Source organism: Pseudomonas sp. YuFO20, from assembly GCF_035064975.1.
GTDB lineage: Bacteria > Pseudomonadota > Gammaproteobacteria > Pseudomonadales > Pseudomonadaceae > Aquipseudomonas > Aquipseudomonas putida_AE.
The window spans coordinates 81,408-106,656 of sequence record NZ_JAXDEO010000022.1; the positions used below are offsets into that span (position 1 = coordinate 81,408).

A 25,249-nucleotide genomic window follows, 5' to 3' on the forward strand; every position below is an offset into this window, starting at 1 on the left:
CACCCATTTGGAGATTGCCGTCATGAAGATTGGAGAACTCGCCAAACTCACCGACTGCGCCGTAGAAACCATCCGCTACTACGAACGCGAGAACCTGCTGCCGGAGCCGGCCCGCAGCGACGGCAACTACCGCGTCTATACCCAGGCCCACGCCGAACGCCTGACCTTCATCCGCAACTGCCGCACCCTCGACATGACCCTCGAGGAAATCCGCAGCCTGCTGGCCTTTCGCGACAGTCCGCAGGATCAGTGTGAAAGCGTGAATGCGTTGATCGACGAGCACATCCACCACGTCAAGGCGCGGATCGATGGGTTGATGGCGTTGCAGACACAGTTGCTCAACCTGCGCCAACGCTGTGGTGAAGGGCCGGATGTCGATCAGTGCGGGATTTTGCAGCGGTTGGAGGTGAGTGGCGGGGTTGTGGCGACGGAGGTGGAGCATTCCCATGTCGGGAGAAGTCATGGGCATTGAGGACGCCATCGCTGGCAAGCCAGCTCCTACAGGTTCGGTGTGATCCTGTAGGAGCTGGCTTGCCAGCGATCACCGCGAAGCGGTGCCAGTCAGACGGCCATCGGCGCGGTCATGGGTGCGTGGTGCTGGTAGCCCTCGAGCGAAAAATCACTCGGCTCCACCAACTCCAGCCACTCCGGCTGATAAACACCGGTCTTGGCAAACTCCGGCACACGGTCGCTGATCACCAGCTTCGGCATCGGGAACGGCTCGCGCTTGAGCTGTTCGTTGAGCATGTCCAGGTGATTTTCGTAGACGTGGGCATCACCGATGAAATAGGTGAACCAGCGCGGCGTGTAGCCGGTCAGGCGCCCGATCAGGCTCAGCAAAGCGGCGCCTTCGGTGAGGTTGAACGGCGTGCCCAGGCCCAGGTCGTTGGAACGGATGTAGAGGGTCAGGGAAATTTCCCTGGTCTCTACATTCGGGTGGAACTGGTACAGCAGATGGCATGGCGGCAAGGCCATTTCATCGAGCTGGGCGACGTTCCAGCCGTGGAACAGGATGCGCCGGCTGCCCGGGTCCTTGATGATGGTGTCGACGCACTGGCGAACCTGGTCGATGGCCTTGTACAGCACCACGTAGGCTTGGCCATCTTCTTCACCTTCGGCGATCTGGCGGTAGCCTTGCTTCAGGGTCTGCTCGATGGCGGCCGGGTTGCTCACCGGGATCTGCTTGTAGGCCGGCCATTTGCGCCATTGCACGCCGTAGATCTCACCGAGGTCGTCTTCACCCTGGCGGAACGGGTTGGCCAGCCACTGGGCGTTTTCGTTGGCGTTCTGGTCCCAGACCTTGCAGCCCAACGCACGGAATTCGGCGGCATTGTTCACGCCACGCAGGAACCCGCACATTTCGCCGATGGCCGATTTAAAGGCCATCTTGCGCGTGGTGATCGCCGGGAAACCTTCCTTCAGATCGTAGCGCAGCATCGCGCCCGGAAAGCTGATGGTGTTCACGCCCGTGCGGTTGGCCTGTTTGGTGCCGTTCTTGATGACATGGGCGACCAGTTCGAGATATTGCTTCATGAGTTACCTGTGTCCTTGAACCCGCAGCCATCGCTGCGGGGTTCGAATTTTATACGGCTGCCGCTGGAGTTGCCGGGGCGCGGTGATACGCCAGCCAGATCAGGAACAGCCCGCCGACGATCATCGGTACGCACAACACCTGGCCCATGGTCAGCCAGTTCCAGGCCAGATAGCCCAGTTGCGCATCCGGGACGCGGACGAATTCGACGATGAAACGGAAGATGCCATAGAACAGCGCGAACATCCCCGACACCGCCATGGTCGGCCGCGGCTTGCGCGAGTAAAGCCAGAGGATCAGGAACAGCGCCACGCCTTCGAGCGCGAACTGATACAGCTGCGAGGGGTGTCGCGCCAGTTGCGCCGGATCGGTCGGGAAGACCATCGCCCACGGCACGTCGGTTGCCTTGCCCCATAACTCGGCGTTGATGAAGTTGCCGATACGTCCGGCGCCCAGGCCGATCGGCACCATCGGCGCGACGAAATCCATCAGCTGGAAAAACGACTTGTTGTTCTTTTTACCGAACCACAAGGCCGCCAGCATCACGCCGATGAACCCGCCGTGGAACGACATGCCGCCCTTCCACACTTCAAAGATCAGCAGTGGGTTGGCGATATAGGCGCTCAGGTCGTAGAACAGCACATAGCCCAGCCTGCCGCCGACGATCACCCCCATCGACATCCAGAACACCATGTCGGAGAGCTTCTCCTTGGTCCAGGTCGGGTCGAAGCGGTTCAACCGGCGCGACGCCAGCAGCCAGGCGCCGCCGATGCCGATCAGGTACATCAACCCGTACCAGTGGATTTTCAGCGGACCGATGGCCAGGGCCACCGGGTCGATCTGCGGGTAAGGCAGCATTGCGACTCCTCATGAGTTCAAATCAATTCCCGGGCGACGCTGCCACCTCAGGATTAAGCCAGGATTGTGCTGCCCGTCAGAGCAGATGCTTCAGACTAGAAAGTTCAGACCAACGCAGAACAGCAAAGCGGCAAACAGTCTTTTCAGCAACCTGGGCGACAGATTGTGCGCCAGTCGCGCGCCGAAGCGGGCGAAGACCATGCTGGTCAGGGCAATGCCCAATAACGCCGGCAAATAAATGAAACCGAGACTATGGGCTGGCAGCAATGGATCGTGCCAGCCCAGAATCATGAAAAATAATGCACTGGACAACGCGATCGGCAGGCCGCAAGCCGACGACGTCGCCACCGCTTGCTGCATCGGCACGCTGCGCCAGGTCAGGAACGGCACGGTCAGCGAACCGCCGCCAATGCCGAAAATCGCCGAAGCCCAGCCAATCACGCTGCCGGCAACAGTCAGACCGACTTTCCCCGGCACCGTTCGGCTGGCCTCGGGCCTGAGGTCCAACGCCAGCTGCGCGGCGATGACCAGGGCGAACACGCCGATGATCTTTTGCAGGTTGGGCCCGGAGATCGCTTCGGCGGTCAGTGCGCCAAAACCCGCACCGACCAGGATACCCAGGGTCATCCACGCAAAAACTGGCCAGCGCACCGCCCCGCGGCGGTGATGCTCACGAATGGCGTTGACCGAGGTAAAGATGATCGTCGCCAGCGAGGTGCCCACGGCCAGGTGCGTGAGGATCGACGGATCAAATCCCTGCGCTTTGAAACTGAACACCAGCACCGGGACGATGATGATTCCACCCCCCACGCCGAATAGCCCGGCCAGCACTCCGGCACAGGCGCCAAGCGCCAGATAGAGCAGAAATTCCATGCTGTTTCCCCACCCAACCCCAAAACCGGAGCGGCATGGTAACGGATGCATGGCCTCGGGCTCCACTGGATGGCGATGGATACCCGCACCATGACTGCGTAGAGTGGGCAAAAAAACACACAGGGATCACCTTATGTGCCTGATTGTTTTCGCCTGGCGACCGGGCCACGCCCAACCGCTGATCGTGGCGGCCAACCGCGACGAATTCTATGCCCGCCCAAGCCTGCCGCTGGCGCAATGGCCCGAAGCTCCGCAGGTGCACGCCGGGCGCGACCTGGAGGCGGGTGGCACCTGGCTGGGTGTCGGCGCCAATGGGCGTTTTGCTGCGCTGACCAACATCCGCGACCCGCATCGACCGCCGGGGCGCCGGTCTCGCGGTGAACTGGTGGCAGGATTCCTCACCAAAGACCTGCCAATTGACGACTATTTAGACGACGTTGTCGCCCGTTCGCCGGAATATGGCGGGTTTAACCTGCTGATCGGCAACGCCAACGAGCTGTGGCACTTCAATGCCCGGGAATCGGAAGCGGTGATGCTGCCGCCGGGGGTCTACGGCCTGTCGAACGCCGGGCTGGATACGCCGTGGCCGAAACTGCTCAAGGCCAGGGCGGCGTTGAGCGAGGTGTTGGATGATCCGCAACCCCAGGCGCTGCTGGCCTTGCTGAACGACCCGCAGACCGCACCCTTTGCCGAGTTGCCGGATACCGGCGTGGGGCTGGCGACCGAGACGTTGCTGTCGAGTGTGTTTATTGCCAGCCAGAGTTATGGCACTCGGGCGAGTACGGCGTTGATTGTGCAGGCGGATGGGACGCGGCGTTTGGTCGAAAGGAGTTTCGGGCCGTATGGCGGGCATTTGGGAGAGGTGGAGATCAGGATTTAGTTGCGTTGTCCGTGCCGGCCCCTTCGCGAGCAAGCCCGCTCCCACATTAGATCTATGAACGACGCAAATCCCCTGTAGGAGCTGGCTTGCCAGCGATGAGGCCCTCAGCGTTTCAGAGAACCTTGATCGCCGCCGGATTGATCATCCGCGCCAACCCAAGGTTCTTCAGCGCCAATTGCAGCGAGCTGTGGATAACCTGCGGGTTGTCGATGGTCATCAGCTCGGCGAGCAATTCCTTGGCCTTGCTCAGGTTGATCTGACGCAGCATCCACTTCACCTTCGGCAGGTTGGTGGCGTTCATCGACAGGCTGTCGAAGCCCATCGCCATCAACAGCACCGCCGCAGCCGGGTCACCGGCCATCTCGCCGCAGATGCTCACCGGCTTGCCTTCGGCATGGGCGTCGCGCACCACGTTCTGCAGGGCCTGGAGCACCGCCGGGTGCAGGTAATCGTAGAGGTCGGCCACCCGTGGGTTGTTGCGGTCCACGGCCAGCAGGTACTGGGTCAGGTCGTTGGAGCCGACCGACAGGAAATCCACCTGCCTTGCCAGTTCCTTGGTCTGATAAACCGCCGCCGGAATCTCGATCATCACGCCGACCGGCGGCATGGGCACGTCGCAACCTTCGTCGCGAACCTCGCCCCAGGCCCGGTGAATCAGGTGCAAGGCCTCTTCCAGCTCGTGAGTGCCGGAGATCATCGGCAGCAGGATCCGCAGGTTGTTCAAGCCTTCGCTGGCCTTGAGCATGGCGCGGGTCTGCACCAGGAAGATTTCCGGGTGGTCGAGGGTGACACGAATGCCGCGCCAGCCGAGGAACGGGTTGTCTTCCTTGATCGGGAAGTACGACAGCGACTTGTCGCCGCCGATGTCCAGGCTGCGCATGGTCACCGGTTGCGGGTGGAAGGCGGCGAGTTGCTCGCGGTAGATCGCCAGCTGTTCCTTTTCGCTGGGGAACCGCTGGTTGATCATGAACGGTACTTCGGTGCGATACAGGCCCACGCCTTCGGCGCCGCGTTTCTGTGCCCGCGCCACATCCGCCAACAGGCCGGTGTTGACCCACAGCGGCATGCGGTGGCCATCGACCGTGACGCACGGCAGATCACGCAGCGCATCGAGGCCCAGGGCCAGTTGCTTCTCTTCCTCGACCATCTCGGCGAACTGCTTGCGCAGCACGTCGCTGGGGTTGGTGTAGACCTCGCCGCGATGACCGTCGACGATCATGCCGATGCCATCGACCTTGGAATACGGCAGGTCGACCAGGCCCATCACCGTCGGAATGCCCATGGCCCGGGCAAGAATCGCCACGTGGGAGTTGCCCGAACCGAGTACCGACACCAGGCCCACCAGCTTGTTTTCCGGCACCTCGCCGAGCATGGCCGGCGTCAGTTCCTCGCTGACCAGGATGGTGTTGTCGGGGTAGACCAGGGTTTGCTGGCGCTCTTCCTGCAAGTAGGCGAGCAGGCGACGGCCGAGGTCCTTGACGTCCGAGGCGCGCTCACGCAGGTAGGCGTCGTCCATCAGTTCGAAACGGTTGACGTGATCGGTGACCACCTGGCGCAACGCGCCCTGGGCCCACTGGCCGGTCTTGATCACGGTGGTCACTTCGTTGCCCAGCGCCGCGTCGTCGAGCATCATCAGGTAGACGTCGAACAGGGCCCGTTCTTCCGGGCGCAACTGGGTGGCGAGCTTGGCCGAAAGGGTGCGCATGTCGGCCCGAACGCCTTCGATGGCGGTCTTGAACAGCCCGAGTTCAGCTTCGATGTCGGTAATGGTCTTGTCGGGCACCACGTCCAGGTCGGCCGGTGGCAACATGACCACCGCCGTGCCCACCGCCGCGCCAGGCGAGCCCGGCACACCGACGAACTTGGCTTCCTGGATACCCTTGCCCTGCCGGCCCAGGCCACGGATCGAACCGGTGGCCTCGGCATGGGCGATAACCCCGGCGAGCTGCGCGCTCATGGTCACGAGGAAGGCTTCTTCACCTTCATCGAACTGGCGGCGTTCTTTTTGCTGGATGACCAACACGCCAACGACGCGGCGGTGGTGAATGATCGGCGCCCCGAGGAACGACGCGTAGCGCTCTTCACCGGTTTCGGCGAAGTAGCGGTAACGCGGGTGATCCGCGGCGTTTTCGAGGTTCAGGGGTTCTTCACGCGTGCCGACCAGGCCGACCAGACCTTCATTGGGCGCCATGCTGACCTTGCCGATCGAGCGCTTGTTCAAGCCCTCGGTGGCCATCAGCACGAAGCGGTTGGTCTCCGGGTCAAGCAGATAGACCGAGCAGACCTGGCTGCCCATGGCCTCTTTGACGCGCAACACAATAATCCCCAACGCCGCCTTGAGATCCTTGGCGGAGTTAACTTCCTGGACGATCTTGCGCAGCGTATTGAGCATGGCTCGGGGTCGAACTCCGTCGTCAGTCGCGCGCTAAAAGGCGCGGGGCAAGCTCTTTGAGGGCGCGTCGATACACCTCGCGCTTGAATGTCACCACCTGGCCCAACGGATACCAATAGCTGACCCAGCGCCAGCCATCGAATTCCGGTTTACCGGTCAAATCCATCCGCACCCGCTGCTCGTTGGAGATCAGGCGCAGGAGAAACCATTTCTGTTTCTGGCCGATGCACAGCGGCTGGCTGTGCGTCCTGACCAGACGTTGCGGCAAACGATAGCGCAACCAGCCCCGGGTGCAGGCGAGTATTTCAACATCTTCGCGCTCCAGGCCCACTTCTTCGTTCAGCTCGCGGTACAAGGCGTCTTCCGGCGTCTCCTGGGGGTTGATCCCACCTTGAGGAAACTGCCAGGCATCTTGATTGATACGGCGAGCCCACAGCACCTGGCCGGCATCATTCGTGAGAATGATCCCGACATTAGGACGGAAACCATCGGGGTCGATCACGGCAACAACCTCGCAAACGCATGTCGTCGCATTGTTCCACAAAGGTTGTGAAGGCAGCAACGCGCCGGTCTACGTTATGTGCACTCTTGTGAAAAGTCCGTATTCTGGACGCCTTTCTACAGACTTTTCAGCGAGTAACTGCAATGCGGCTGGCTTTATTCGACTTGGACAACACGCTTCTGGGCGGCGACAGCGACCATGCCTGGGGCGATTACCTGTGTGAGCGCGGCTTCCTCGACGCCGTCGCCTACAAAACACGCAACGACGAGTTTTACCAGGACTACCTGGCCGGCAAGCTGGATAACGCCGCCTACCTGAACTTCTGCCTGGAAGTGCTTGGCCGTACCGAAATGGCCACCCTGGATCTGTGGCACAGCGACTACATGCGCGACTGCATCGAACCGATCATGCTGCCCAAGGCGATCGAGTTGCTGGCCAAACATCGCGATGCCGGCGACAAACTGGTGATCATCACCGCCACCAACCGCTTCGTGACCGGCCCCATTGCCACACGCCTGGGCGTCGAGACCCTGATCGCCACCGAATGCGAGATGCAGGACGGCCGTTATACCGGGCGCAGTACCGATGTACCGTGCTTTCGTGAAGGCAAGGTGACAAGGCTGAATCGTTGGCTGGAAGAGACCGGGTTTTCGCTGGAAGACAGCTACTTTTATAGCGACTCGATGAATGATCTGGCGTTGCTGGAGCAGGTGGCGAATCCGGTGGCGGTTGATCCGGATCCGAATTTGCGGGCTGAGGCTGAGAAGCGTGGGTGGCCGGTGATTAGCTTGCGCGATTAATTGAGCTCCACCCTGTAGGAGCGAGCTTGCTCGCGAAAAACTTAAGGTCGCTGCGGAGAGTCAGGCACCCCGCGTTTTCGTTAACGACCATCGCGAGCAAGCTCGCTCCTACACAGGCTTGGCCCCCATCAACCCGGCAATCGCCACAAAGCAGACAAAACTGAACAACGCCAAGGCAAAGGTAAATTTACCCACGCCACCTGGCGCTTTGCGCAATCTATTCAGGCGCACCAACAACCAGAACCACGCCAACGCCGCCACGGTGTAAAGCACACTGGAAGCCAGCAACCAAGTCTGCCCCAACGGCCAACCCACCAGGTGCACCATCCCCCAGCCGGTAAACGGCATGCTCAACAGCGCCAGCCCCATCAACAACCAAACAAACACTCGCGGCCGTTGCAGGGTGCGACTGCCCGCCGTCGCGTCGCCGCTACGCCGCGCGCGCCAGACCCACATTCCCAGGCCCAGCGCACCCAGCAGCAGCACCACCGTCGCCACCATGTGCGCCGCTTTCAGGGCGGTTAGCGTTTCCATCGTCGTTATTCCTTATGACCTGCCCATCAGCGTAGCCGCTCAGCCAAGAAACAGCTGATAGGCCGGGTTGTCGCTTTCATCCCAGTACGGGTAGCCAATTTCTTCCAGTGCCGCAGGTACCAGGTGACGTTCATCGTGAGGTACTTGCAGGCCCGCGACCACACGGCCATCGGCCGCACCATGGTTACGATAATGGAACATCGAGATGTTCCAGCGCCCGCCGAGCTTGTTGAGGAAGTTGAACAGCGCACCCGGACGTTCCGGGAATTCGAAGCGCAGGATCACTTCATCGACCACGTGCGCGGCACGACCGCCAACCATGTGACGGATGTGCAGCTTGGCCAGTTCGTTGTCGGTCAGGTCGACGACCGGGAAGCCCTGCTCGCCCAGGCTGGCGATCAACGCGCGGCGCGGGTCGGTGTCCGGATGGGTCTGCACGCCGACGAAGATGTGCGCTTCGCTGCCGGTGTTGTAGCGGTAGTTGAATTCGGTGATCTGGCGCTTGCCGATGGCTTCGCAGAACGCCTTGAAGCTCCCCGGCTTCTCGGGGATGGTCACGGCGATGATGGCTTCGCGGCCCTCGCCCAGTTCGGCGCGCTCGGCGACGTGACGCAGGCGGTCGAAGTTGACGTTGGCCCCGGAGTCGATGGCCACGAAGGTCTGGCCGCTGACGCCGCGGGACTCGACGTACTTCTTGATCCCGGCCACGCCCAGGGCGCCGGCCGGTTCGGTGATCGAACGGGTATCGTCGTAGATGTCCTTGATCGCCGCACAGATTTCGTCGGTGCTGACGGTGATGACTTCGTCGACGTAGTCTTTGCAGATCTCAAAGGTGTACTGGCCGATCTGGGCCACCGCTACGCCGTCGGCGAAGATGCCCACGGTCGGCAACACCACGCGCTCGCCCGCCGCCATGGCGGCTTGCAGGCAGTTGGAGTCATCCGGTTCGACGCCGATGATCTTGATGTCCGGCCGCAGGTATTTCACGTAGGCCGCGATACCGGCGATCAGGCCGCCGCCGCCCACCGGCACGAAGATCGCATCCAGGGGCGCGGGGTGCTGGCGCAGAATCTCCATGGCCACCGTGCCCTGCCCGGCAATGGTGTGGGGATCGTCGTAGGGGTGAATGTAGACATAGCCTTTTTCGTCGACCAGTTTCAGCGAGTAGGCCAGGGCCTCCGGAAACGAATCGCCGTGCAGCACCACTTTGCCACCGCGCGAACGCACGCCTTCGACCTTGATCTCGGGTGTGGTCTTGGGCATGACGATGGTAGCTTTCACGCCCAGGACCTTGGCGGCCAGGGCCAGGCCTTGGGCATGGTTGCCCGCGGAAGCGGTGACCACGCCGCGGGCGCGCTCTTCGTCGCTCAGTTGAGTCAGCTTGTTGTAGGCGCCGCGAATCTTGAACGAGAACACCGGCTGCAAGTCTTCACGCTTGAGCAAAATCTCGTTGCCCAGCCGCTCGGAGAGCTGACGGGCAGTCTGCAATGGGGTTTCTACGGCAACGTCATAAACGCGCGAGGTGAGGATCTTTTTGACGTACTGTTCAAGCATCGGAAAGCATCACTGAGCGGGTTGGGCAGGATCAAGGAGTCTAACCCGGCTTTTGGCCGCACGACCACCTGTTGTAGGAGCGAGCTTGCTCCGGGCGGCGTTCCGACGAAAACGCAATGACGCCGCTGGACACCTGTTTTTACGCGTTTTCGTTCACGACCATCGCGAGCAAGCAAGCGCCTACAGTGACCCGGGAGACCGACCCGCCAATCGGGCAATGACCTTCCCGGCCCCGAAGCCTATAATGCCGGCCTTTCGTTCCCTCTTCGGCACTTCGGAGCCCGCATGACCCAGGATCAACTCAAACAGGCCGTAGCCCAGGCCGCCGTCGACTTCATCCTCCCGAAACTCGATGACAAGAGCATCGTCGGGGTCGGCACCGGCTCCACCGCCAACTGCTTCATCGACGCCCTGGCTAAGCACAAAGGTGCATTCGACGGCGCGGTCGCCAGCTCCGAAGCCACCGCGGCACGCCTCAAGGGCCACGGCATTCCGGTGTACGAGCTCAATACGGTCAGCGACCTGGAGTTCTACGTCGACGGCGCCGACGAGAGCGACGAGCACCTGAACCTGATCAAGGGCGGCGGCGCGGCCCTGACCCGCGAGAAAATCGTCGCGGCCGTGGCCAAGACCTTCATCTGCATCGCCGACGCCAGCAAGCTGGTGCCGGTCCTGGGCGCGTTCCCGCTGCCTGTAGAAGTGATCCCGATGGCCCGCAGCCATGTGGCCCGCCAGCTGGTGAAACTCGGCGGTGACCCGGTCTACCGTGAAGGCGTGCTGACCGACAACGGCAACATCATTCTCGACGTGTTCAACCTGGAGATCACCAACCCGGTCGAGCTGGAATCGCAGATCAATGCGATCGTCGGCGTGGTCACCAACGGCTTGTTCGCGGCACGTCCGGCGGATCTGCTGTTGCTGGGCACGAGCGAAGGCGTAAAAACCCTGCGCGCCCAATAAGAACACGCACAACCCCTGTAGGAGCTGGCTTGCCAGCGATGGCGGCGTGACATCCAACGAAGATGTTGAATGTTATGGCCTCTTCGCTGGCAAGCCAGCTCCTACAGGGTGCGTGTTTCAGCTTCAGGGTTGTGCAGGCTTCTTGAAGACGTAAAACAAGTTCGGCTCACTCACCAGGTACATCGTACCGTCGTCATCCATGGCGATCCCTTCCGCTTGCGGCACGGTCTTTTGCAGACCCTGACGCCCCTTGTTCAGCGACATGGTGCTCAGCGGCCGACCGTCCACATCCAGCTCCAGAATCAGTCGCGACTCGTCGGACAACGCCAGCAAGTGCCCGCTGCGCTCGTCGTATTGCAGGCTCGACAGATCTCGCACAAACATCCCGGCGTCGCGCTTGGGATTGTTGACCACATGCACCGCGTAGGATTTTTCCGGATTGAAATGCGGAAACCCGTGCACTTCGTAGATCAGCATCGGGTCACGCTCCTTGGCCACGAACAGCCGTTTGCCCACCGAATCATAAGCCAGCCCCTCGAAACCCTTGTTGCCGCTCATGTGCACACCGAGGGTCATCTGCTCCGCGTCCGCGGCGTCGAGGAAGGTGGTGTCATGCTCAAGATGAATCTTGATCAACCGTTGCTGGCGCTCGTCCGTGATCACGTAGGTGTCGGCGCTGATGAACTCAACGGCCTCAGGATCACCAAAGCCGACCATCGCGATGCGGCGCAGAATCTTGCCGTCGAGGGACAGCTCGATCAATTCGGAGTTTTGGTTGGTGACGGTGAACAGGCTTTTGCGCACCGGATCGAAGGTCAACGCTGACACATCGTCGTCCAGCCCTTCAATGACCTGCCCCTCCAACACCACCCGATACTGGTCCAGGCCAATGGACTGGCTGTTCGTCGGCTGCCAGAGCGTGTGCAGGTTGAACCAGCCGCGCTCGAACAGGCGCAGGTACTGGCCGACCGCGATCAATACGCTCAGGGCAATCACCGACAAGAGCAAAAGCAGGGGTTTGGGGCGGGCTAATCGACGCATTCAGGTGGGCTCGGGATTCAGAACAGGCGGATGAAATATCACGCCTGGCTGAACTGAAGCTTAATGGCCATTGGCCTGATCCTACAACCAGCGGCAAAAATACCTACAGGTAAAGGCGATTACTTCTGTTTTTCCAAGCGATAAAACAGGTTTGGCTCACTCATGATGTAAATCGTGCCGGCCTCGTCCATGGTCACGCCTTCGGCCCGCGGAATGGTCTTCTTCAGGCCGTTGAAGCCAGCCAGCAAGGTCATGAAGCTGACCTGCTCGCCTTTCTCGTCCAGCTCCAGCAACAGGTGCGAGTCAGCAGACAACACCAGGGTGTGGCCGGTCCGTGGATCGATGGCCAGGGCAGACAGGTTGCGGATGTCCAGCTCATCGCTGGCAAGCTTTTGCTTGCCAGCGATGAGTGTCTTGCCGTCGCCTTTCCAGGTGAACAGCGCGGGCGGACGTTCTTCACCCAACAGCAATTGCTGATTGCGCGCATCCCAGGTGACAGCCTCGAAGGCCTTGTTCTGGTCTTTCGAAGGGCCGAGGTCGTACTTCGGATAATCAGCGATGTTCAGCTCGCGAGTGTCGGCGTCGACCTTGACGAGGATCACCTGGTGGTCACGTTCATCGACAATGGCCAGCATCCCGTTGCCCAGGGCCGTCACCCCTTCAGGATTGCTCCAGCCTACCAATGGCATTTTGCGCAGCACATCGCCTTGCAGCGACAACTCGACCAGGAACGGATTTTTACCCATCACCGAAAACAGGGTTTTGGTCTGGGCATCGTAGGTGACGTCCGACGCTTCGTCCTTTTCCATACCCGGCAGTGGCTTGGCGTCGATCACCGCATGGTAGTCCGGCAGCCAGACACTGTCCTGGCGCTCGGCCGGGCTTTCAAAACGCTCCTGCAGCCAGAGCACGCCACGGTCATCCCAATGCATGGCAAACGCCAGGCCATAGGCGGCGGCGACCAACAGCAACAGCCAGAAATACCAACGCAGGGCAAAGCGCGAGCGACGGGCAGGTTTGAGCGACGAGAGCGGTTGAGTGGCCATCAGGGCATGCGTTCCAGAAATTCAGGCTTGGGGTAATAGCACAACCGCACCCCCTGTAGGAGCTGGCTTGCCAGCTCCTACAAGGGTTTTGTGTTGCTTAGCGAACGCTGCTGGTGAAGCTGCTGGCGCCCGGCAGTTCCAGGACGATCTCGTCACCGACATTCAGCGGGCCAACACCCACTGGCGTACCGGTGAGGATCACGTCACCGGCCTGCAGCGAGAAGCAGCCAGCCATGTGCTGGATCATCGGCACGATCGGGTTGAGCATCGCGCTGCTGTTGCCGTCCTGGCGCACTTCGCCATTGATGGTCAAGCGAATGCCGATGTCGGTCAGGTCGGCGAAGGTGCCGCCGGAGACGAACGGCGCAATCACCGCCGCACCGTCGAAGGACTTGGCGATTTCCCAGGGCAGGCCCTTGGATTTCAGCTCGGCCTGCTTGTCGCGCAGGGTCAGGTCCAGGGCCGGGGCGAAGCCGGAGATGGCGTCGAGCACTTCCTCAACGCTGGGTTTGGTCGACAAGGGCTTGCCGATCAGCACCGCGATTTCCGCTTCGTAGTGCACCGAGCCACGCTCGGTCGGAATGCTGAAACCGCCTTCCAGCGGCACCACACAACTGCCGGGCTTGATGAACAGCAGCGGCTCGGTCGGTACCGGATTGTCCAGTTCCTTGGCGTGTTCGGCGTAGTTACGGCCAATGCACACCACTTTCCCCAGCGGGAAGTGAATACGCGTTCCGTCGACATACTGGTGCTGATAGCTCATTACCGACTCCTGCTTCGTTGCACTTAAATTCGAAAATCAAACAGCGAAAATCTTGCCCGGGTTCATGATGCCGTTCGGGTCGAACACCGCCTTGACGGCTTTCATGTACTCGATTTCGACTGGCGAACGGCTGTAGGTCAAGTAATCGCGCTTGGTCATGCCCACGCCGTGTTCGGCGGAAATCGAACCGTTGTACTTCTCGACGGTTTCGAACACCCACTTGTTGACGGTGGCGCACTTGGCGAAGAACTCGTCCTTGCTCAGGTTATCCGGCTTGAGGATGTTCAGGTGCAGGTTGCCGTCGCCGATGTGGCCGAACCAGACGATTTCGAAGTCCGGGTAGTGTTCGCCGACGATCGCGTCGATTTCCTTGAGGAACGCCGGGACTTTCGAAACAGTGACCGAAATGTCGTTCTTGTACGGCGTCCAGTGGGAAATGGTTTCGGAAATGTATTCGCGCAGTTTCCACAGATTCTGCAGCTGGGTTTCGCTCTGGCTCATCACGCCGTCCAGCACCCAGCCCTGCTCGACGCAGTGCTCGAAGGTTTCCAGGGCGTGGTTGGCCACTTCCTCGGTGGTTGCTTCGAATTCCAGCAGCGCATAGAACGGGCAGTCGGTTTCGAACGGCGCCGGCACGTCACCACGGCCCATGACCTTGGCCAGGGCCTTGTCGGAGAAGAATTCGAAAGCGGTCAGGTCCAGCTTGCTCTGGAACGCGTGCAGCACCGGCATGATCGAGTCGAAATCGGCAGTACCCAGGACCATGGCGGTCAGGTTTTTCGGCGCGCGATCCAGGCGCATGGTCGCTTCGACCACGAAACCGAGGGTGCCTTCTGCACCGATGAACAGCTGGCGCATGTCGTAGCCGGTGGCGTTCTTGATCAGGTCGCGGTTCAACTCCAGCACGTCGCCCTTGCCGGTGACGACTTTCATGCCCGCCACCCAGTTACGGGTCATGCCGTAGCGAATTACCTTGATCCCGCCGGCATTGGTGCCAATATTGCCGCCAATCTGGCTGGAACCTGCCGAGGCGAAGTCCACCGGGTAGTACAGGCCTTTTTCTTCGGCCACGTTCTGCAGATGCTCGGTAACCACGCCAGGCTGGCACACGGCGGTGCGGTCGGTCAGGTTCACGTCGAGGATCTGGTTCATGTAGTCGAACGACACGACGACTTCGCCATTGGCTGCGACGGCAGCGGCAGACAAGCCGGTACGACCACCGGATGGCACCAGCGCCACCTTGTGTTTATTGGCCCACAGGACAATGGCCTGGACCTGCTCCGTGGTCTTGGGGAACACGATGGCGGTCGGGGCAGGAGCGAAATGCTTGGTCCAATCCTTACCGTAAGCATTCAGGGAGTCGGCGTCGGTCAGCACCTTGCCAGGCTCAACCAGGGTCTTCAGCTCATCAATCAGGGCAGGATTGGTCATCGACAGAACTCTCGAACAATTCATGGTCATCCTGAGAACGCTTCACGTCGCAGGAATGAGTGTTTAGCGGGGTGCATATGCTAGCATACCGACCCCGCAGCATAGTGCCCAACGGCTGTTCTGCGGCGACGGCATTCTTGTCGTCCGGGTCAGCGTCTGTTGACCATTTCCTGCCATTTTTCTCCGGGATACAGGTTTACGCAGATGAGCAAGACTTCTCTCGATAAGAGCAAGATCAAGTTCCTTCTTCTCGAAGGCGTCCACCAATCGGCTGTCGACGTCCTCAAGGCGGCGGGCTACACCAGCATCGAGTACCTCACAGGTTCTCTGCCGGAAGCCCAGCTCAAGGAAAAGATCGCTGATGCTCACTTCATCGGCATTCGCTCGCGCACTCAACTGACCGAAGAGATCTTCGATCACGCGAAGAAGCTGGTGGCGGTAGGGTGTTTCTGCATCGGCACCAACCAGGTCGACCTGAGCGCTGCCCGCGAACGCGGTATCGCCGTGTTCAACGCGCCGTACTCCAACACCCGTTCCGTTGCCGAACTGGTGCTGGCCGAAGCGATCCTGTTGCTGCGCGGTATCCCTGAGAAGAACGCTTCCTGCCACCGTGGCGGCTGGATCAAGAGCGCGGCCAACTCCTTCGAGATCCGCGGCAAGAAGCTGGGCATCGTCGGCTACGGCTCGATCGGTACCCAACTGTCGGTCCTGGCCGAAGGCCTGGGCATGCAGGTGTACTTCTACGACACCGTGACCAAGCTGCCACTGGGTAACGCCACCCAGGTCGGCAACCTGCACGAACTGCTGGGCATGTCCGACATCGTGACCCTGCACGTACCGGAAACCGCTGCGACCCAGTGGATGATCGGCGAGAAGGAAATCCGCGCCATCAAGAAGGGCGGCATCCTGATCAACGCCGCACGCGGCACCGTGGTCGAACTGGACGCCCTGGCGGACGCGATCAAGGACAAGCACCTGATCGGCGCGGCCATCGACGTGTTCCCGGTGGAGCCACGCTCCAACGACGAAGAGTTCGAAAGCCCGCTGCGTGGCCTGGACAACGTGATCCTGACCCCGCACATCGGTGGTTCCACCGCCGAGGCGCAGGCCAACATCGGTCTGGAAGTGGCTGAGAAGCTGGTCAAGTACAGCGACAACGGTACTTCGGTATCGTCGGTGAACTTCCCGGAAGTGGCCCTGCCGGCTCACCCTGGCAAGCACCGCCTGCTGCACATCCACGAGAACATCCCGGGTGTGATGAGCGAGATCAACAAGGTCTTCGCCGAAAACGGCATCAACATCTCCGGTCAGTTCCTGCAGACCAACGAGAAAGTCGGCTACGTGGTCATCGACGTAGACGCCGAGTACTCGGACCTGGCGCAACAGAAGCTGCAACACGTCAACGGCACCATCCGTAGCCGTGTGCTGTTCTAAGCACAGCGTGCAGCGCTAAAAAGGGAGCCCCTTCGCAGGGGCTCCCTTTTTTTATTTCACATTGACGGTAATCTTCTCCGATACGATCGGCGGATCGAACGGCATGTGGCCGCTGTCGCCCAGCTCCAGCTGCAAGGTATGCTTGCCTGGCGTCAGCTTTACTTCAGCCTGGGTCTGCGCCTTGCCGAAGTGCAGGTGGTTGGCATCGTTGGGGATCGGCTGGCCGGCGGCCGGCAGTTCATCGACATCGATCAGCAGGTGGTGGTGACCGGTGTTCTTGGTGACATCACCCGCTGGCGCCAGCGCAATGTCCTTGACGGCGAACTTGACCACGACAGTCTGCGGGACCGTTGCACCGTCTGCCGGAGAAACGATGGACACTTCAGCGCCCTTGGGCGCTGGCGTTGCGGCACTGGCCAACACTGAAACGCCCATCAACAGGCCAGCGAAAGCAGCACGTGACATAAAGGTTTTCATTCTCTTCTCCAGTTTTTCCGTAAAATTTCCGTGACCATCACAACTTCATGGTCAATCGTTGTCGAAGGCACTCGACAACCATAGCAAAGCGAGCCTGATCCAGAGCGTCGCGATAATGATTTCAAAGGAGTGACCATGCGTTTTCTGCCTGGCCTGATCTGCCTGCTACCCCTTTTGAGCCCGTTGGCTCATGCCGAGCTGATTGATGACGTGAACGACCGCGGTGAATTGCGCATTGCCCTTGAGGCTAATACACCGCCCTTCAATTTCAAGAAAGACGGCAGCCTGACGGGCTTCGAAGTCGAATTGGGTCAAATGCTGGCCAGCGAGCTGGATGTGCGCGCCGACTTTGTCGTCACTGACGCCAGTGACCTGCTGACCGGCGTGGAAAGCGGCAAGTACGACGTCGCCATCAATCACATTGCAGAGACCTCGGCGCTCAAGGATCGTTTCGATTTCAGCGAACCTTACATCAAGACCAATGCGCAATTGATCGCGCAGAAGGACGAGCCGCAATCGATCCTGCTGGTGCAGTCGCTGACGGAAGAAAAGCCCAAAGCCAACCCGGCCGTGAGCCTGGCGATTCCGTTCCAGAAGGGTAACCCGGCGTTTCACGCCAGCCTGGAAAGCGCGTTGCAGCGGATCAAGGCCGATGGCCGCCTGCAAGCGCTGGAGGAGAAATGGTTTGGGGCGGAATCGGGGGCGGCACCCAAGCCCTGAATTCGCGCAATAACCCTGTGGGAGCGGGCTTGCTCGCGAAAGCGGTGTGTCAGGCGATATGATTGTCGGCTGACACTACGCCTTCGCGAGCAAGCCCGCTCCCACATTGGTCCTGTGTTGGTAGTTAGTCGAGTGCTGCCAAGGATTCAGCTGCTTCGGCCAACTCCAGCTCGCTGAAAACCTGGACGCCATGGCGCCTGAGCAGCGCCGCCGTCACACCTTCGCCAGTGACTTTCACCCCACTGAACGTCCCGTCATAGGTCAGCAGGTTGCCGCACGAGGGGCTGTTGGCCTTGAGCACGGCAATACGGATGCCATGCCGTTGCACCAACTCCAGCGCCAGATAAGCCCCCGACAGAAACTGCGCGCTGACGTCCTCGCCCTCGGTGGTGATCACCGACGCCTGGCCATCCAGCACTTCACCGCCCTGCCCGCCCGGAATCTCCGCCGCCGCACGGGGCGTTGGCAGGCCACCGGCGACTTCCGGACACAACGGCACGACCCGACCTTCGTCGAGCCACGCCTGAAGCTGATCGAACGGCCCGCTGGCCCCGCCGTCGTAACGTACGCGGTGACCCAGCAGGCAGCGGCTTACCAGTATTTTCTGCATGATCAGAACGGCTCGTTGCCTCGACGCCGGAACCAGCCGGTCAACGACAGGCGCTCGCGGTTCGCAGGCAGGACTTCATGGGGGACCTCCCCCGACAGGAACACCACCAGGCATCCACCGACGGGTACCACATCGTATTGCTCAGCATCGTTCAGGTACATACGCAGCTGCCCCCCATGCTCCGGAAGCCAGGCGTCATTGAGGTAGACCACCGCCGACACCATGCGTCGGTCGTCGTCACGAAAACGGTCGACGTGCTTGAGGTAGAACGCACCGGGTGGATACATCGCGAAATGGCTCTCGAAATCCTCCAGCCCCAGGAACAGGCCGCGGTTCAGCGCCTCGCGCAGGCTGTCCATCAAGCCCAGATAGCTGTCGCAGACCTCGGCCTGGCCTGACTCGATCCACTGGATATGATCACCGCGAATCCCCTCGCGGATCTCCGACGACGGGCCTCGCCCCACGGCGGCCGGGGCCAGCTCACCCTCGGCGGCACGTTTACGGCACTCGGCCGCCAGCGCTCGGGTCAGATCCTGAGACAGGAAAATATTCTGCTGCGACCAACCGCTGGCGGCCAGGTCGTCGACGATTCGTAACAGCAGCGGGTGATCAGAAGGTATTTGCATGGCGCGCATAGTATTCCTGCGCCTGGAAATCCGACAGAGCCACGCAGCGGGTTGATACGAATTCTCGACAAGACTCTATGCCACACGGAGAATAGTCGCCTGCTGACAGGAGTCCCTATGCGCCGTTTGCTTTTCTCCCTGCTGATGCTCTGTGTGATGCCCGCCTGGGCAGACGGCCACGACCAACTGTACAAGGTCGCCGGCTGGCCAGAACAACGCGCGCATTTCAACGACGCCCTCTCGGCCGCCCAACAGCGCTACCAGAGCAGCCTGCCACCTGCGGTGTTCCAGGCGTTGGTCGCCAACAGCAATCAACGTTTCGACCCCAAGGCCGTGGACCAGCGTGCCGAAGCGCAATTGCGCAAGAACCTCGCCGATCCGAAACCGGCCCTGGCGTTCTTTCAATCACCCCTGGGCAAGAAGATCGTCGCCGCCGAATTGCTCGCCACCCGCCGCGATCAACTGGCGAAAAACGCCAAGGGCTTGCCCAAGATGCAGGCCAGCGATAGCCGCCTGTTGATCATCGGCCACCTGGCCCAGGCCCTGCCTGCACGCGAGGCCGGCGCGGAAGTCAGCCTGGCGATTGCCGGTGTCGCGGCCGACAGCCTCAGTTCGATGATTCCGGGGCTGCTCGGTGCAGGACAGGCCCAAGGCATGTTGAACGGGCAGCGTCAGCGCTTGATGGAGCAGATCGGCAGCGACCTGAACAACACGCTGCTGTACGTCTATCGCGATCTGTCGGATGAGGAACTGGAAGAGTTCGCCACCTTTGCCGAGTCGGCTGAAGGCAAGGCGTATTACCAGGCGGCGCTGGCGGCGATTCGGGCGGGGTTGGCGGTGGGGCAAAGTACTTCGAACCTGACCCAGTAATTTTCTGCGCCTGATCAATTGCGTTCGCGAGCAAGCCCGCTCCCACAGTGGACCGAGTTTTTCAGATAGACGCGGTCTAATGTGGGAGCGGGCTTGCTCGCGAAGAGGGCCGAATGGTCACACAGAATGGCGCCCCTTGATCCGCTTGCTCAAAAACCCGAAATACTCCCCGCGCAACACCAGCGTTTCATTCGCCAGATGATGCCGCGCCTCTGGCAGCAGCAATACCTGCGGCCGATCGAACTTGCCCCGCAGCACTTCAAGGTTGTGCTGCCAATCCACGGTCATGTCCGCCTGCCCCTGCACGATCAGCGGCCGGCGCGCGCTGGGCGGTGCCGCTTCGACGCGCTTGATCCAGCGCGCCAACGCTCCCACCCACGCCGTCGGCAGGCGTAGCGGCTGCAACGGGTCGGCTTGCAGGAACGGCAGGAAGGCCGGGTCGCCGGAATTCTCGCTGAAGCGCCGGGCAATGGCTTTGACGAAAGGCCTGAGCAGGTAATAACTCACTTGCGACCAGCCCCACGCCCGTGGCCGCACCAGCGGCGCCAACAGGATCACCTGGCCCTGGGCCGGGCTGCTCGCCCCGGCATTGAGCACATGATCGACCACGATCGCGCCCCCCGTGCTTTGCCCGCACAGGTGCCACGGTTGCGGCAGGCCGATGGACAACGCCTCGGCGAACAACCCTTGCAGGGTGTCCTGATACTCGGCGAAATCCTTGATGCTCGCCCGCTCGCCACTGGACAGCCCATGGCCCGGCAAATCGCAGGCAATCACGGCGAAGCCCTGCTCCAGCGCCCACTCGATCACATGCCGGTAGAGACCGGTGTGGTCGTAGAAACCGTGAAAGACAAACAGCGTCGCCTTCACCTGCTCTGGCCACCAGACCTGGCTGACCACCTCATAACCATCGACCTTGAAACACCCCAGGCCGCTGCGGACATTGCGCGACGAAAAATCCAGCCCATAAAACCGTTGATAAGCCTGCGCCTCCGCAGACAAGGGCAGCCCCTGCGCCAGCGGCCGCAGGCTGGCACGCAGATGATCGGGGTCGAAGGTCACTGACATGGGCATTCCAGAGCGCGAAACGGACTTTATGGACCTGCGATATTCATCTGTCGCAGCAAGCATGGCAAGCTAGTCGACCTTCAAGGAGTGAACCCATGCGCTCGCCCTATCGCGCCGCCCTGCTCGCCAGCCTGCTTGCCCTCGTGTGCGCCGCAGTGCTGTGGGCCGCCTACGACTGGTTTCAGGGGCGCTACCTGCGGGCATTCAGCGAGCATACGGCGATGTTCTCCGGTGATCCGTTGCGCCTGCCCGACAACCTCGCCGGCCCCGGTGCCATCCGACTCGTGCACTTCTGGGACCCAGCCTGCCCGTGCAACGTCGGCAACCAGCAACACCTCAGCGAACTGGTTGAACTCTATGAGCCCCAGGGCGTGGAGTTTTATGCCGTGCAAAAACCAGGCAGCCACGGCCAGTTGCCAGGCACCTTGAACACCTTGAAACCTATCAGCGTCCTGCCCGGCTCCGAACAGATCCCCGCCAGCCCCGCCGTGGCGATATGGGATCGCGCCGGCAAACTGGCGTACTTCGGGCCCTACAGCGAAGGCCTGACCTGCAACTCCAGCAACAGTTTTATCGAACCGATCCTGCAAGCGCTGAACCAGGGCCGCGAAGTGAATGCCACCCACACACTGGCCGTGGGGTGTTACTGCCCCTGGCCTGTCACCCCTACGCAGTAACGCAGACAGCCGACGAGAATCCCTCCTACGGGCGATGGGCCAAAACAGGCCTGTCGTGTTAAACAGTCTCGCCAGGGAATGCTGTCACCGATAACAATAAAAGGAGTCACCATGAAACGTAGCCTGACCGCGCTCGGTTTGCTGATCGTCGCGCTCGCCGCTGGCGGCGGCTGGTATGTCTACAGCAAGCAGCCGACTCGCCAGGGCATGGTGGAACTGCAGCACCTGCAAGGTTCGGTCACCGTGCGTTATGACGAGCGCGGCATCCCGCACATCCGCGCCGACAACGAAACCGACCTGTACCGCGCCCTCGGCTACGTCCATGCCCAGGATCGTCTGTTCCAGATGGAGGTCCTGCGTCGCCTGGCCCGTGGCGAACTGGCCGAAGTGCTCGGGCCGAAACTGCTCGACACCGACAAGCTCATGCGCAGCCTGCGCATTCGCGAACGCGCCGAAACCTACCTGGCGAACATGGATAAGCAATCGCCCGCCTTTCTTGCCCTGCAGGCCTACCTGGACGGCATCAACCAGTACCAGGACAGCCACGCCAAACCGATAGAGTTCGATGTGCTGGGCATCGCCAAGCGCCCGTTCACCGCGCAGGACACCATCAGCATCGCCGGTTACATGGCCTACAGCTTTGCCGCGGCGTTTCGCACCGAACCGCTGCTGACCTACGTGCGCGATCAATTGGGTGCCGACTACCTGAGCGTCTTCGATCTCGACTGGCAGCCCAAGGGCGTGCTGGCAAACCAACACAACAAAGCCCCCTCATCTCTGGCCAGCGCCGACTGGAACGACCTCAACGCCCTCGCCCGCCTGAGCGAACAGGCCCTGGCCGACAATGGCCTGCCACAATTCGAAGGCAGCAATGCCTGGGTGGTTTCCGGCAACCACACCAAAAATGGCAAGCCGCTGCTGGCCGGTGACCCGCACATCCGCTTTTCCGCGCCGTCGGTGTGGTACGAAGCGCAGCTCTCGGCGCCGGGCTTCGAGCTCTATGGCCATTACCAGGCCTTGATGCCTTTCGCGTCCCTGGGCATGAACCGCGACTTCGGCTGGAGCATCACCATGTTCCAGAACGATGACCTCGACCTGATCGCCGAAAAGGTCAATCCGGACAATCCCAACCAGGTCTGGTACCGCGGCAAGTGGGTGGACATGGTCAGCAGCGAGCAGCAGATCGCGGTCAAGGGCCAGGCACCTGTGACCCTGACGCTGCGCCAGTCACCCCACGGTCCGATCGTCAACGATGCGCTGGGCAAGGCCGGCGGCAAGACGCCGATCGCCATGTGGTGGGGGTTTCTCGAAAGCCAGAACCCGATCATCGAAGGCTTCTACCAGCTCAACCGCGCCGACACCCTGGCCAAGGCCCGTAGCGCGTCTGCGAAGGTCCAGGCGCCCGGCCTGAACATCGTCTGGGCCAACGCCAAGGGCGACATCGGCTGGTGGGCCGCGGCGCAACTGCCCAAGCGACCTGCCGGAGTGAAGCCGTGGTTCATCCTCGATGGCAGCACCTCGGATGCCGACAAGGACGGCTTCTACCCGTTCAGCGCCAACCCGCAGGAAGAGAACCCGGCCCGGGGCTATATCGTCTCGGCCAATTTCCAGCCGCTGTCGTCGACGGGGATGGAGATCCCCGGTTACTACAACCTCGCCGATCGCGGCCAGCAACTCAATCGCCAGCTCAGCGACAAGACCATCAAGTGGGACCTGGAAAACAGTCAGGCGCTGCAACTGGGCACCACCACCGCCTACGGCCCGCGCCTGTTGGCGCCCCTGCTGCCGACGCTGCGCGAGGTGATCAGCGATCCTGCAGAGCTCAAGCTGGTGGAGCAGCTGTCCCAGTGGCAGGGTGACTACCCGCTCGAGTCCACCAGCGCCACGCTGTTCAACCAGTTGCTGTTCAACCTTACTGACGCGGCGATGCGCGATGAATTGGGCAATGATTTCTTCGAAACGCTGCTCTCAACCCGGGTGATCGATGCCGCGCTGCCGCGCCTGGCGGCCACGGCAGACTCACCCTGGTGGGACAACCGCAATACCCCCGCCAAGGAAACCCGCGCCGATACCGTCAAGGTTGCCTGGCAGGCCAGCATCGCCCACCTCAAGGCCACGCTGGGTGGCGATTTCTCGCAATGGCAATGGGGCAAGGCGCACACACTCACCCATGGTCATCCGCTGGGGCAGCAAAAGCCGCTGGACCGGCTGTTCAATGTCGGCCCGTTCGCGGCTCCCGGCACCCATGAAGTGCCGAACAATCTCTCGGCCAAGATCGGCCCGGCGCCGTGGCCGGTGACCTACGGCCCATCGACCCGGCGCCTGATCGACTTCGCCGACCCGGCCCACAGCCTGACGGTCAACCCGGTCGGCCAGAGCGGCGTGCTGTTCGACAGGCACTTTGACGATCAGGCCGAGGCGTATATCGAGGGGATGTATTTCCAGGCGCATCTCAATGATGAAGAGGTGACGGCGAATACTCGGAGTACGTTGAAGCTGTTGCCGGCGCGTAGCGCTCAGTAGTTTTGTATTGGCTGGACTGTCCTCTTCGCGAGCAAGCCCGCTCCCACAGTTGAATTGCATTCCAATGTGGGAGATTCTATGTTTGGGGGGAAGCCCCCAAGACTGGATTTGGCTGATACTCGCTCTGGTTCTTCATCAGGGCGAACGCCACTCGTGCCAGCTTTCGAGCCAGGATGACCAGCACTTGAGTCGTCTTTAATCCTCGCTCCAGATAGCGTTCGTAAAACGGCTTCCAGGTCTTCGAGCGACTGGCAGCCATCGCGGCGTTATGCAGCAGACGCCGTATTTCTGAGTCACCTTTCTTGGTCAGCTTTCGACGTCCGTTCATTTGCCCCGAATCAGAGACTCTCAAATCCATTCCAAGGAACGCGATATAGGCGTCACCACTGGTGAAGTCGCCACGTTGAAATGCCATCGTCAGTGCGGTGGCGGTAAGAAAACCGACCCCCTCTACGGCCTGGCAGCGTTTGACTTGATCCAACAGACCCGCCTCTTTGACGACTTCCAACAGCTTCTTCTGGATGAGTAAATCCAATCGACCCATGGCAGCTATCTGTTGTTTGAATGCCGCTTTCAGCAGCGGCTCGTCGTTCCAGCTTTGAGTCAGGCTGACACGCGCCTGGACCAATGTCGCTCGTCTTCGAAGCAGGCTTTGAAGCTTGGTATAGACCTTCGGCGGCGGGCTCCAAGGACGTAGCTCTTCCTCTTCGTTCTTCAAGTAACGCGCCAGTAAACGCGCGTCGCTGGCATCTGTTTTGGCGCGGCCACCCACTCCTTTGCGGTAGTTACTCAAACGGAAACCGTCGATGACATAGACGGCATGTCCCATTGCATGAGCCAGCTCAACCGTATCCAGGTGATAGATATTGGTGGCTTCAATCGCGATGGCGCTGTTTGCAGGTAACGTTTTCAGCCACTTTGTAAGAGACGGTTTATCGTTTGACACGGGCAACAGCAGATCCGTGTCGGCCTGATAGACCACCACTTCGGCCTTGGCGACATCCACTCCGACTACAGAACGCGAGACACTCATTGCCACAAAGAAAGCTCCGGGTTAGGGTTTAAAGGCTTGTCGGGGC

At 61.0% G+C, this 25,249-nt stretch carries 25 protein-coding genes; 9 read left to right on the plus strand and 16 right to left on the minus strand.

The genetic code is table 11. The annotated features are described in order from the left end of the window. The first annotated feature begins 22 nt into the window (after positions 1-22). Positions 23-472, plus strand: a complete 450-nt coding sequence (gene cadR, locus SOP85_RS14490) for a Cd(II)/Pb(II)-responsive transcriptional regulator (protein WP_274075693.1) — start codon at positions 23-25, stop codon at positions 470-472. Positions 473-561: 89 nt separating this feature from the next. Here the strand turns inward: cadR and SOP85_RS14495 are convergent, their stop codons facing one another. From SOP85_RS14495 to SOP85_RS14505, 3 genes are all read right to left on the minus strand, one after another. Beyond that, entirely contained in the window at positions 562-1,533 is a 972-nt protein-coding gene (locus tag SOP85_RS14495) for a thymidylate synthase (RefSeq protein ID WP_274073599.1), read from the minus strand. 49 nt (positions 1,534-1,582) lie between these two features. Beyond that, complete coding sequence (gene lgt / locus SOP85_RS14500; RefSeq protein WP_274073600.1) at positions 1,583-2,389, minus strand: prolipoprotein diacylglyceryl transferase; 807 nt, start codon at positions 2,387-2,389, stop codon at positions 1,583-1,585. A gap of 90 nt (positions 2,390-2,479) precedes the next feature. Next, entirely contained in the window at positions 2,480-3,262 is a 783-nt protein-coding gene (locus SOP85_RS14505; RefSeq protein WP_323627316.1) for a sulfite exporter TauE/SafE family protein, read from the minus strand. 133 nt (positions 3,263-3,395) lie between these two features. Between SOP85_RS14505 and SOP85_RS14510 the strand changes: the two genes are divergently transcribed. Further along, positions 3,396-4,142 carry an NRDE family protein gene (locus SOP85_RS14510; protein ID WP_323627318.1) on the plus strand — a complete coding sequence of 249 codons (747 nt, stop codon included), beginning with the start codon at positions 3,396-3,398 and terminating at the stop codon, positions 4,140-4,142. Positions 4,143-4,254: 112 nt separating this feature from the next. On the opposite strand, the gene ptsP is transcribed toward SOP85_RS14510, so the two are convergent. Beyond that, positions 4,255-6,534 carry a phosphoenolpyruvate--protein phosphotransferase gene (ptsP, locus tag SOP85_RS14515; protein ID WP_274073603.1) on the minus strand — a complete coding sequence of 760 codons (2,280 nt, stop codon included), beginning with the start codon at positions 6,532-6,534 and terminating at the stop codon, positions 4,255-4,257. Between the two features lie 22 nt (positions 6,535-6,556). Beyond that, entirely contained in the window at positions 6,557-7,036 is a 480-nt protein-coding gene (locus SOP85_RS14520) for an RNA pyrophosphohydrolase (RefSeq protein ID WP_007897732.1), read from the minus strand. Between the two features lie 143 nt (positions 7,037-7,179). Here SOP85_RS14520 and SOP85_RS14525 point away from each other — a divergent pair, with 143 nt between their 5' ends. After that, the gene (locus SOP85_RS14525; RefSeq protein ID WP_323606647.1) at positions 7,180-7,836 is read left to right on the plus strand and encodes an HAD family hydrolase; all 657 of its coding nucleotides are present in this window, start codon (positions 7,180-7,182) and stop codon (positions 7,834-7,836) included. A gap of 108 nt (positions 7,837-7,944) precedes the next feature. Here SOP85_RS14525 and SOP85_RS14535 read toward each other — a convergent pair whose 3' ends face one another. Both SOP85_RS14535 and ilvA read right to left on the minus strand, forming a co-directional pair. Next, a complete protein-coding gene (locus SOP85_RS14535; RefSeq protein WP_323627320.1) occupies positions 7,945-8,370 on the minus strand; it encodes a DUF2269 domain-containing protein in 426 nt (141 codons plus the stop codon). Between the two features lie 39 nt (positions 8,371-8,409). Further along, positions 8,410-9,924, minus strand: coding sequence for a threonine ammonia-lyase, biosynthetic (gene ilvA / locus SOP85_RS14540; protein WP_274073606.1), 1,515 nt, complete (start codon positions 9,922-9,924; stop codon positions 8,410-8,412). 285 nt (positions 9,925-10,209) lie between these two features. Here ilvA and rpiA point away from each other — a divergent pair, with 285 nt between their 5' ends. Further along, a complete protein-coding gene (rpiA, locus tag SOP85_RS14545) occupies positions 10,210-10,884 on the plus strand; it encodes a ribose-5-phosphate isomerase RpiA (protein WP_323627322.1) in 675 nt (224 codons plus the stop codon). Between the two features lie 123 nt (positions 10,885-11,007). On the opposite strand, the gene SOP85_RS14550 is transcribed toward rpiA, so the two are convergent. From SOP85_RS14550 to SOP85_RS14565, 4 genes are all read right to left on the minus strand, one after another. Further along, a complete protein-coding gene (locus SOP85_RS14550; protein ID WP_274073607.1) occupies positions 11,008-11,925 on the minus strand; it encodes an SdiA-regulated domain-containing protein in 918 nt (305 codons plus the stop codon). Between the two features lie 119 nt (positions 11,926-12,044). Further along, a complete protein-coding gene (locus tag SOP85_RS14555; protein ID WP_323627323.1) occupies positions 12,045-12,971 on the minus strand; it encodes an SdiA-regulated domain-containing protein in 927 nt (308 codons plus the stop codon). A gap of 97 nt (positions 12,972-13,068) precedes the next feature. Further along, positions 13,069-13,734 (minus strand): fumarylacetoacetate hydrolase family protein, encoded by a 666-nt coding sequence (locus tag SOP85_RS14560; protein ID WP_160386172.1) that lies wholly within the window; start codon positions 13,732-13,734, stop codon positions 13,069-13,071. A 36-nt stretch (positions 13,735-13,770) separates the two neighbouring features. Continuing rightward, entirely contained in the window at positions 13,771-15,165 is a 1,395-nt protein-coding gene (locus SOP85_RS14565; RefSeq protein ID WP_060543975.1) for an FAD-binding oxidoreductase, read from the minus strand. Positions 15,166-15,369: 204 nt separating this feature from the next. Between SOP85_RS14565 and serA the strand changes: the two genes are divergently transcribed. After that, positions 15,370-16,599: a phosphoglycerate dehydrogenase gene (serA, locus tag SOP85_RS14570; protein WP_020797315.1), complete on the plus strand. Its 1,230-nt coding sequence runs from the start codon at positions 15,370-15,372 to the stop codon at positions 16,597-16,599. Positions 16,600-16,650: 51 nt separating this feature from the next. Here serA and SOP85_RS14575 read toward each other — a convergent pair whose 3' ends face one another. Continuing rightward, positions 16,651-17,076 carry a DUF4399 domain-containing protein gene (locus SOP85_RS14575; RefSeq protein ID WP_274073610.1) on the minus strand — a complete coding sequence of 142 codons (426 nt, stop codon included), beginning with the start codon at positions 17,074-17,076 and terminating at the stop codon, positions 16,651-16,653. 135 nt (positions 17,077-17,211) lie between these two features. Here SOP85_RS14575 and SOP85_RS14580 point away from each other — a divergent pair, with 135 nt between their 5' ends. Next, positions 17,212-17,796 carry a transporter substrate-binding domain-containing protein gene (locus tag SOP85_RS14580; RefSeq protein WP_274073611.1) on the plus strand — a complete coding sequence of 195 codons (585 nt, stop codon included), beginning with the start codon at positions 17,212-17,214 and terminating at the stop codon, positions 17,794-17,796. A 124-nt stretch (positions 17,797-17,920) separates the two neighbouring features. Here the strand turns inward: SOP85_RS14580 and SOP85_RS14585 are convergent, their stop codons facing one another. Both SOP85_RS14585 and SOP85_RS14590 read right to left on the minus strand, forming a co-directional pair. After that, a complete protein-coding gene (locus SOP85_RS14585) occupies positions 17,921-18,406 on the minus strand; it encodes a DUF523 domain-containing protein (protein ID WP_323606651.1) in 486 nt (161 codons plus the stop codon). A gap of 2 nt (positions 18,407-18,408) precedes the next feature. Beyond that, positions 18,409-19,041, minus strand: coding sequence for a 2OG-Fe(II) oxygenase (locus SOP85_RS14590; RefSeq protein ID WP_323627324.1), 633 nt, complete (start codon positions 19,039-19,041; stop codon positions 18,409-18,411). A 108-nt stretch (positions 19,042-19,149) separates the two neighbouring features. On the opposite strand from SOP85_RS14590, the gene SOP85_RS14595 reads away from it, so the two are divergent. Beyond that, the gene (locus tag SOP85_RS14595; protein ID WP_323627325.1) at positions 19,150-19,902 is read left to right on the plus strand and encodes a DUF2059 domain-containing protein; all 753 of its coding nucleotides are present in this window, start codon (positions 19,150-19,152) and stop codon (positions 19,900-19,902) included. 117 nt (positions 19,903-20,019) lie between these two features. On the opposite strand, the gene SOP85_RS14600 is transcribed toward SOP85_RS14595, so the two are convergent. Beyond that, positions 20,020-20,970: an alpha/beta hydrolase gene (locus SOP85_RS14600; RefSeq protein WP_323627326.1), complete on the minus strand. Its 951-nt coding sequence runs from the start codon at positions 20,968-20,970 to the stop codon at positions 20,020-20,022. Between the two features lie 95 nt (positions 20,971-21,065). Here SOP85_RS14600 and SOP85_RS14605 point away from each other — a divergent pair, with 95 nt between their 5' ends. Both SOP85_RS14605 and SOP85_RS14610 read left to right on the plus strand, forming a co-directional pair. Continuing rightward, positions 21,066-21,647, plus strand: a complete 582-nt coding sequence (locus SOP85_RS14605; RefSeq protein WP_323606653.1) for a DUF6436 domain-containing protein — start codon at positions 21,066-21,068, stop codon at positions 21,645-21,647. A 111-nt stretch (positions 21,648-21,758) separates the two neighbouring features. Continuing rightward, positions 21,759-24,170, plus strand: coding sequence for a penicillin acylase family protein (locus tag SOP85_RS14610; protein WP_323627327.1), 2,412 nt, complete (start codon positions 21,759-21,761; stop codon positions 24,168-24,170). A gap of 76 nt (positions 24,171-24,246) precedes the next feature. Here the strand turns inward: SOP85_RS14610 and SOP85_RS14615 are convergent, their stop codons facing one another. After that, positions 24,247-25,209, minus strand: coding sequence for an IS110 family transposase (locus tag SOP85_RS14615; RefSeq protein ID WP_323627328.1), 963 nt, complete (start codon positions 25,207-25,209; stop codon positions 24,247-24,249). Positions 25,210-25,249: the final 40 nt, after the last annotated feature.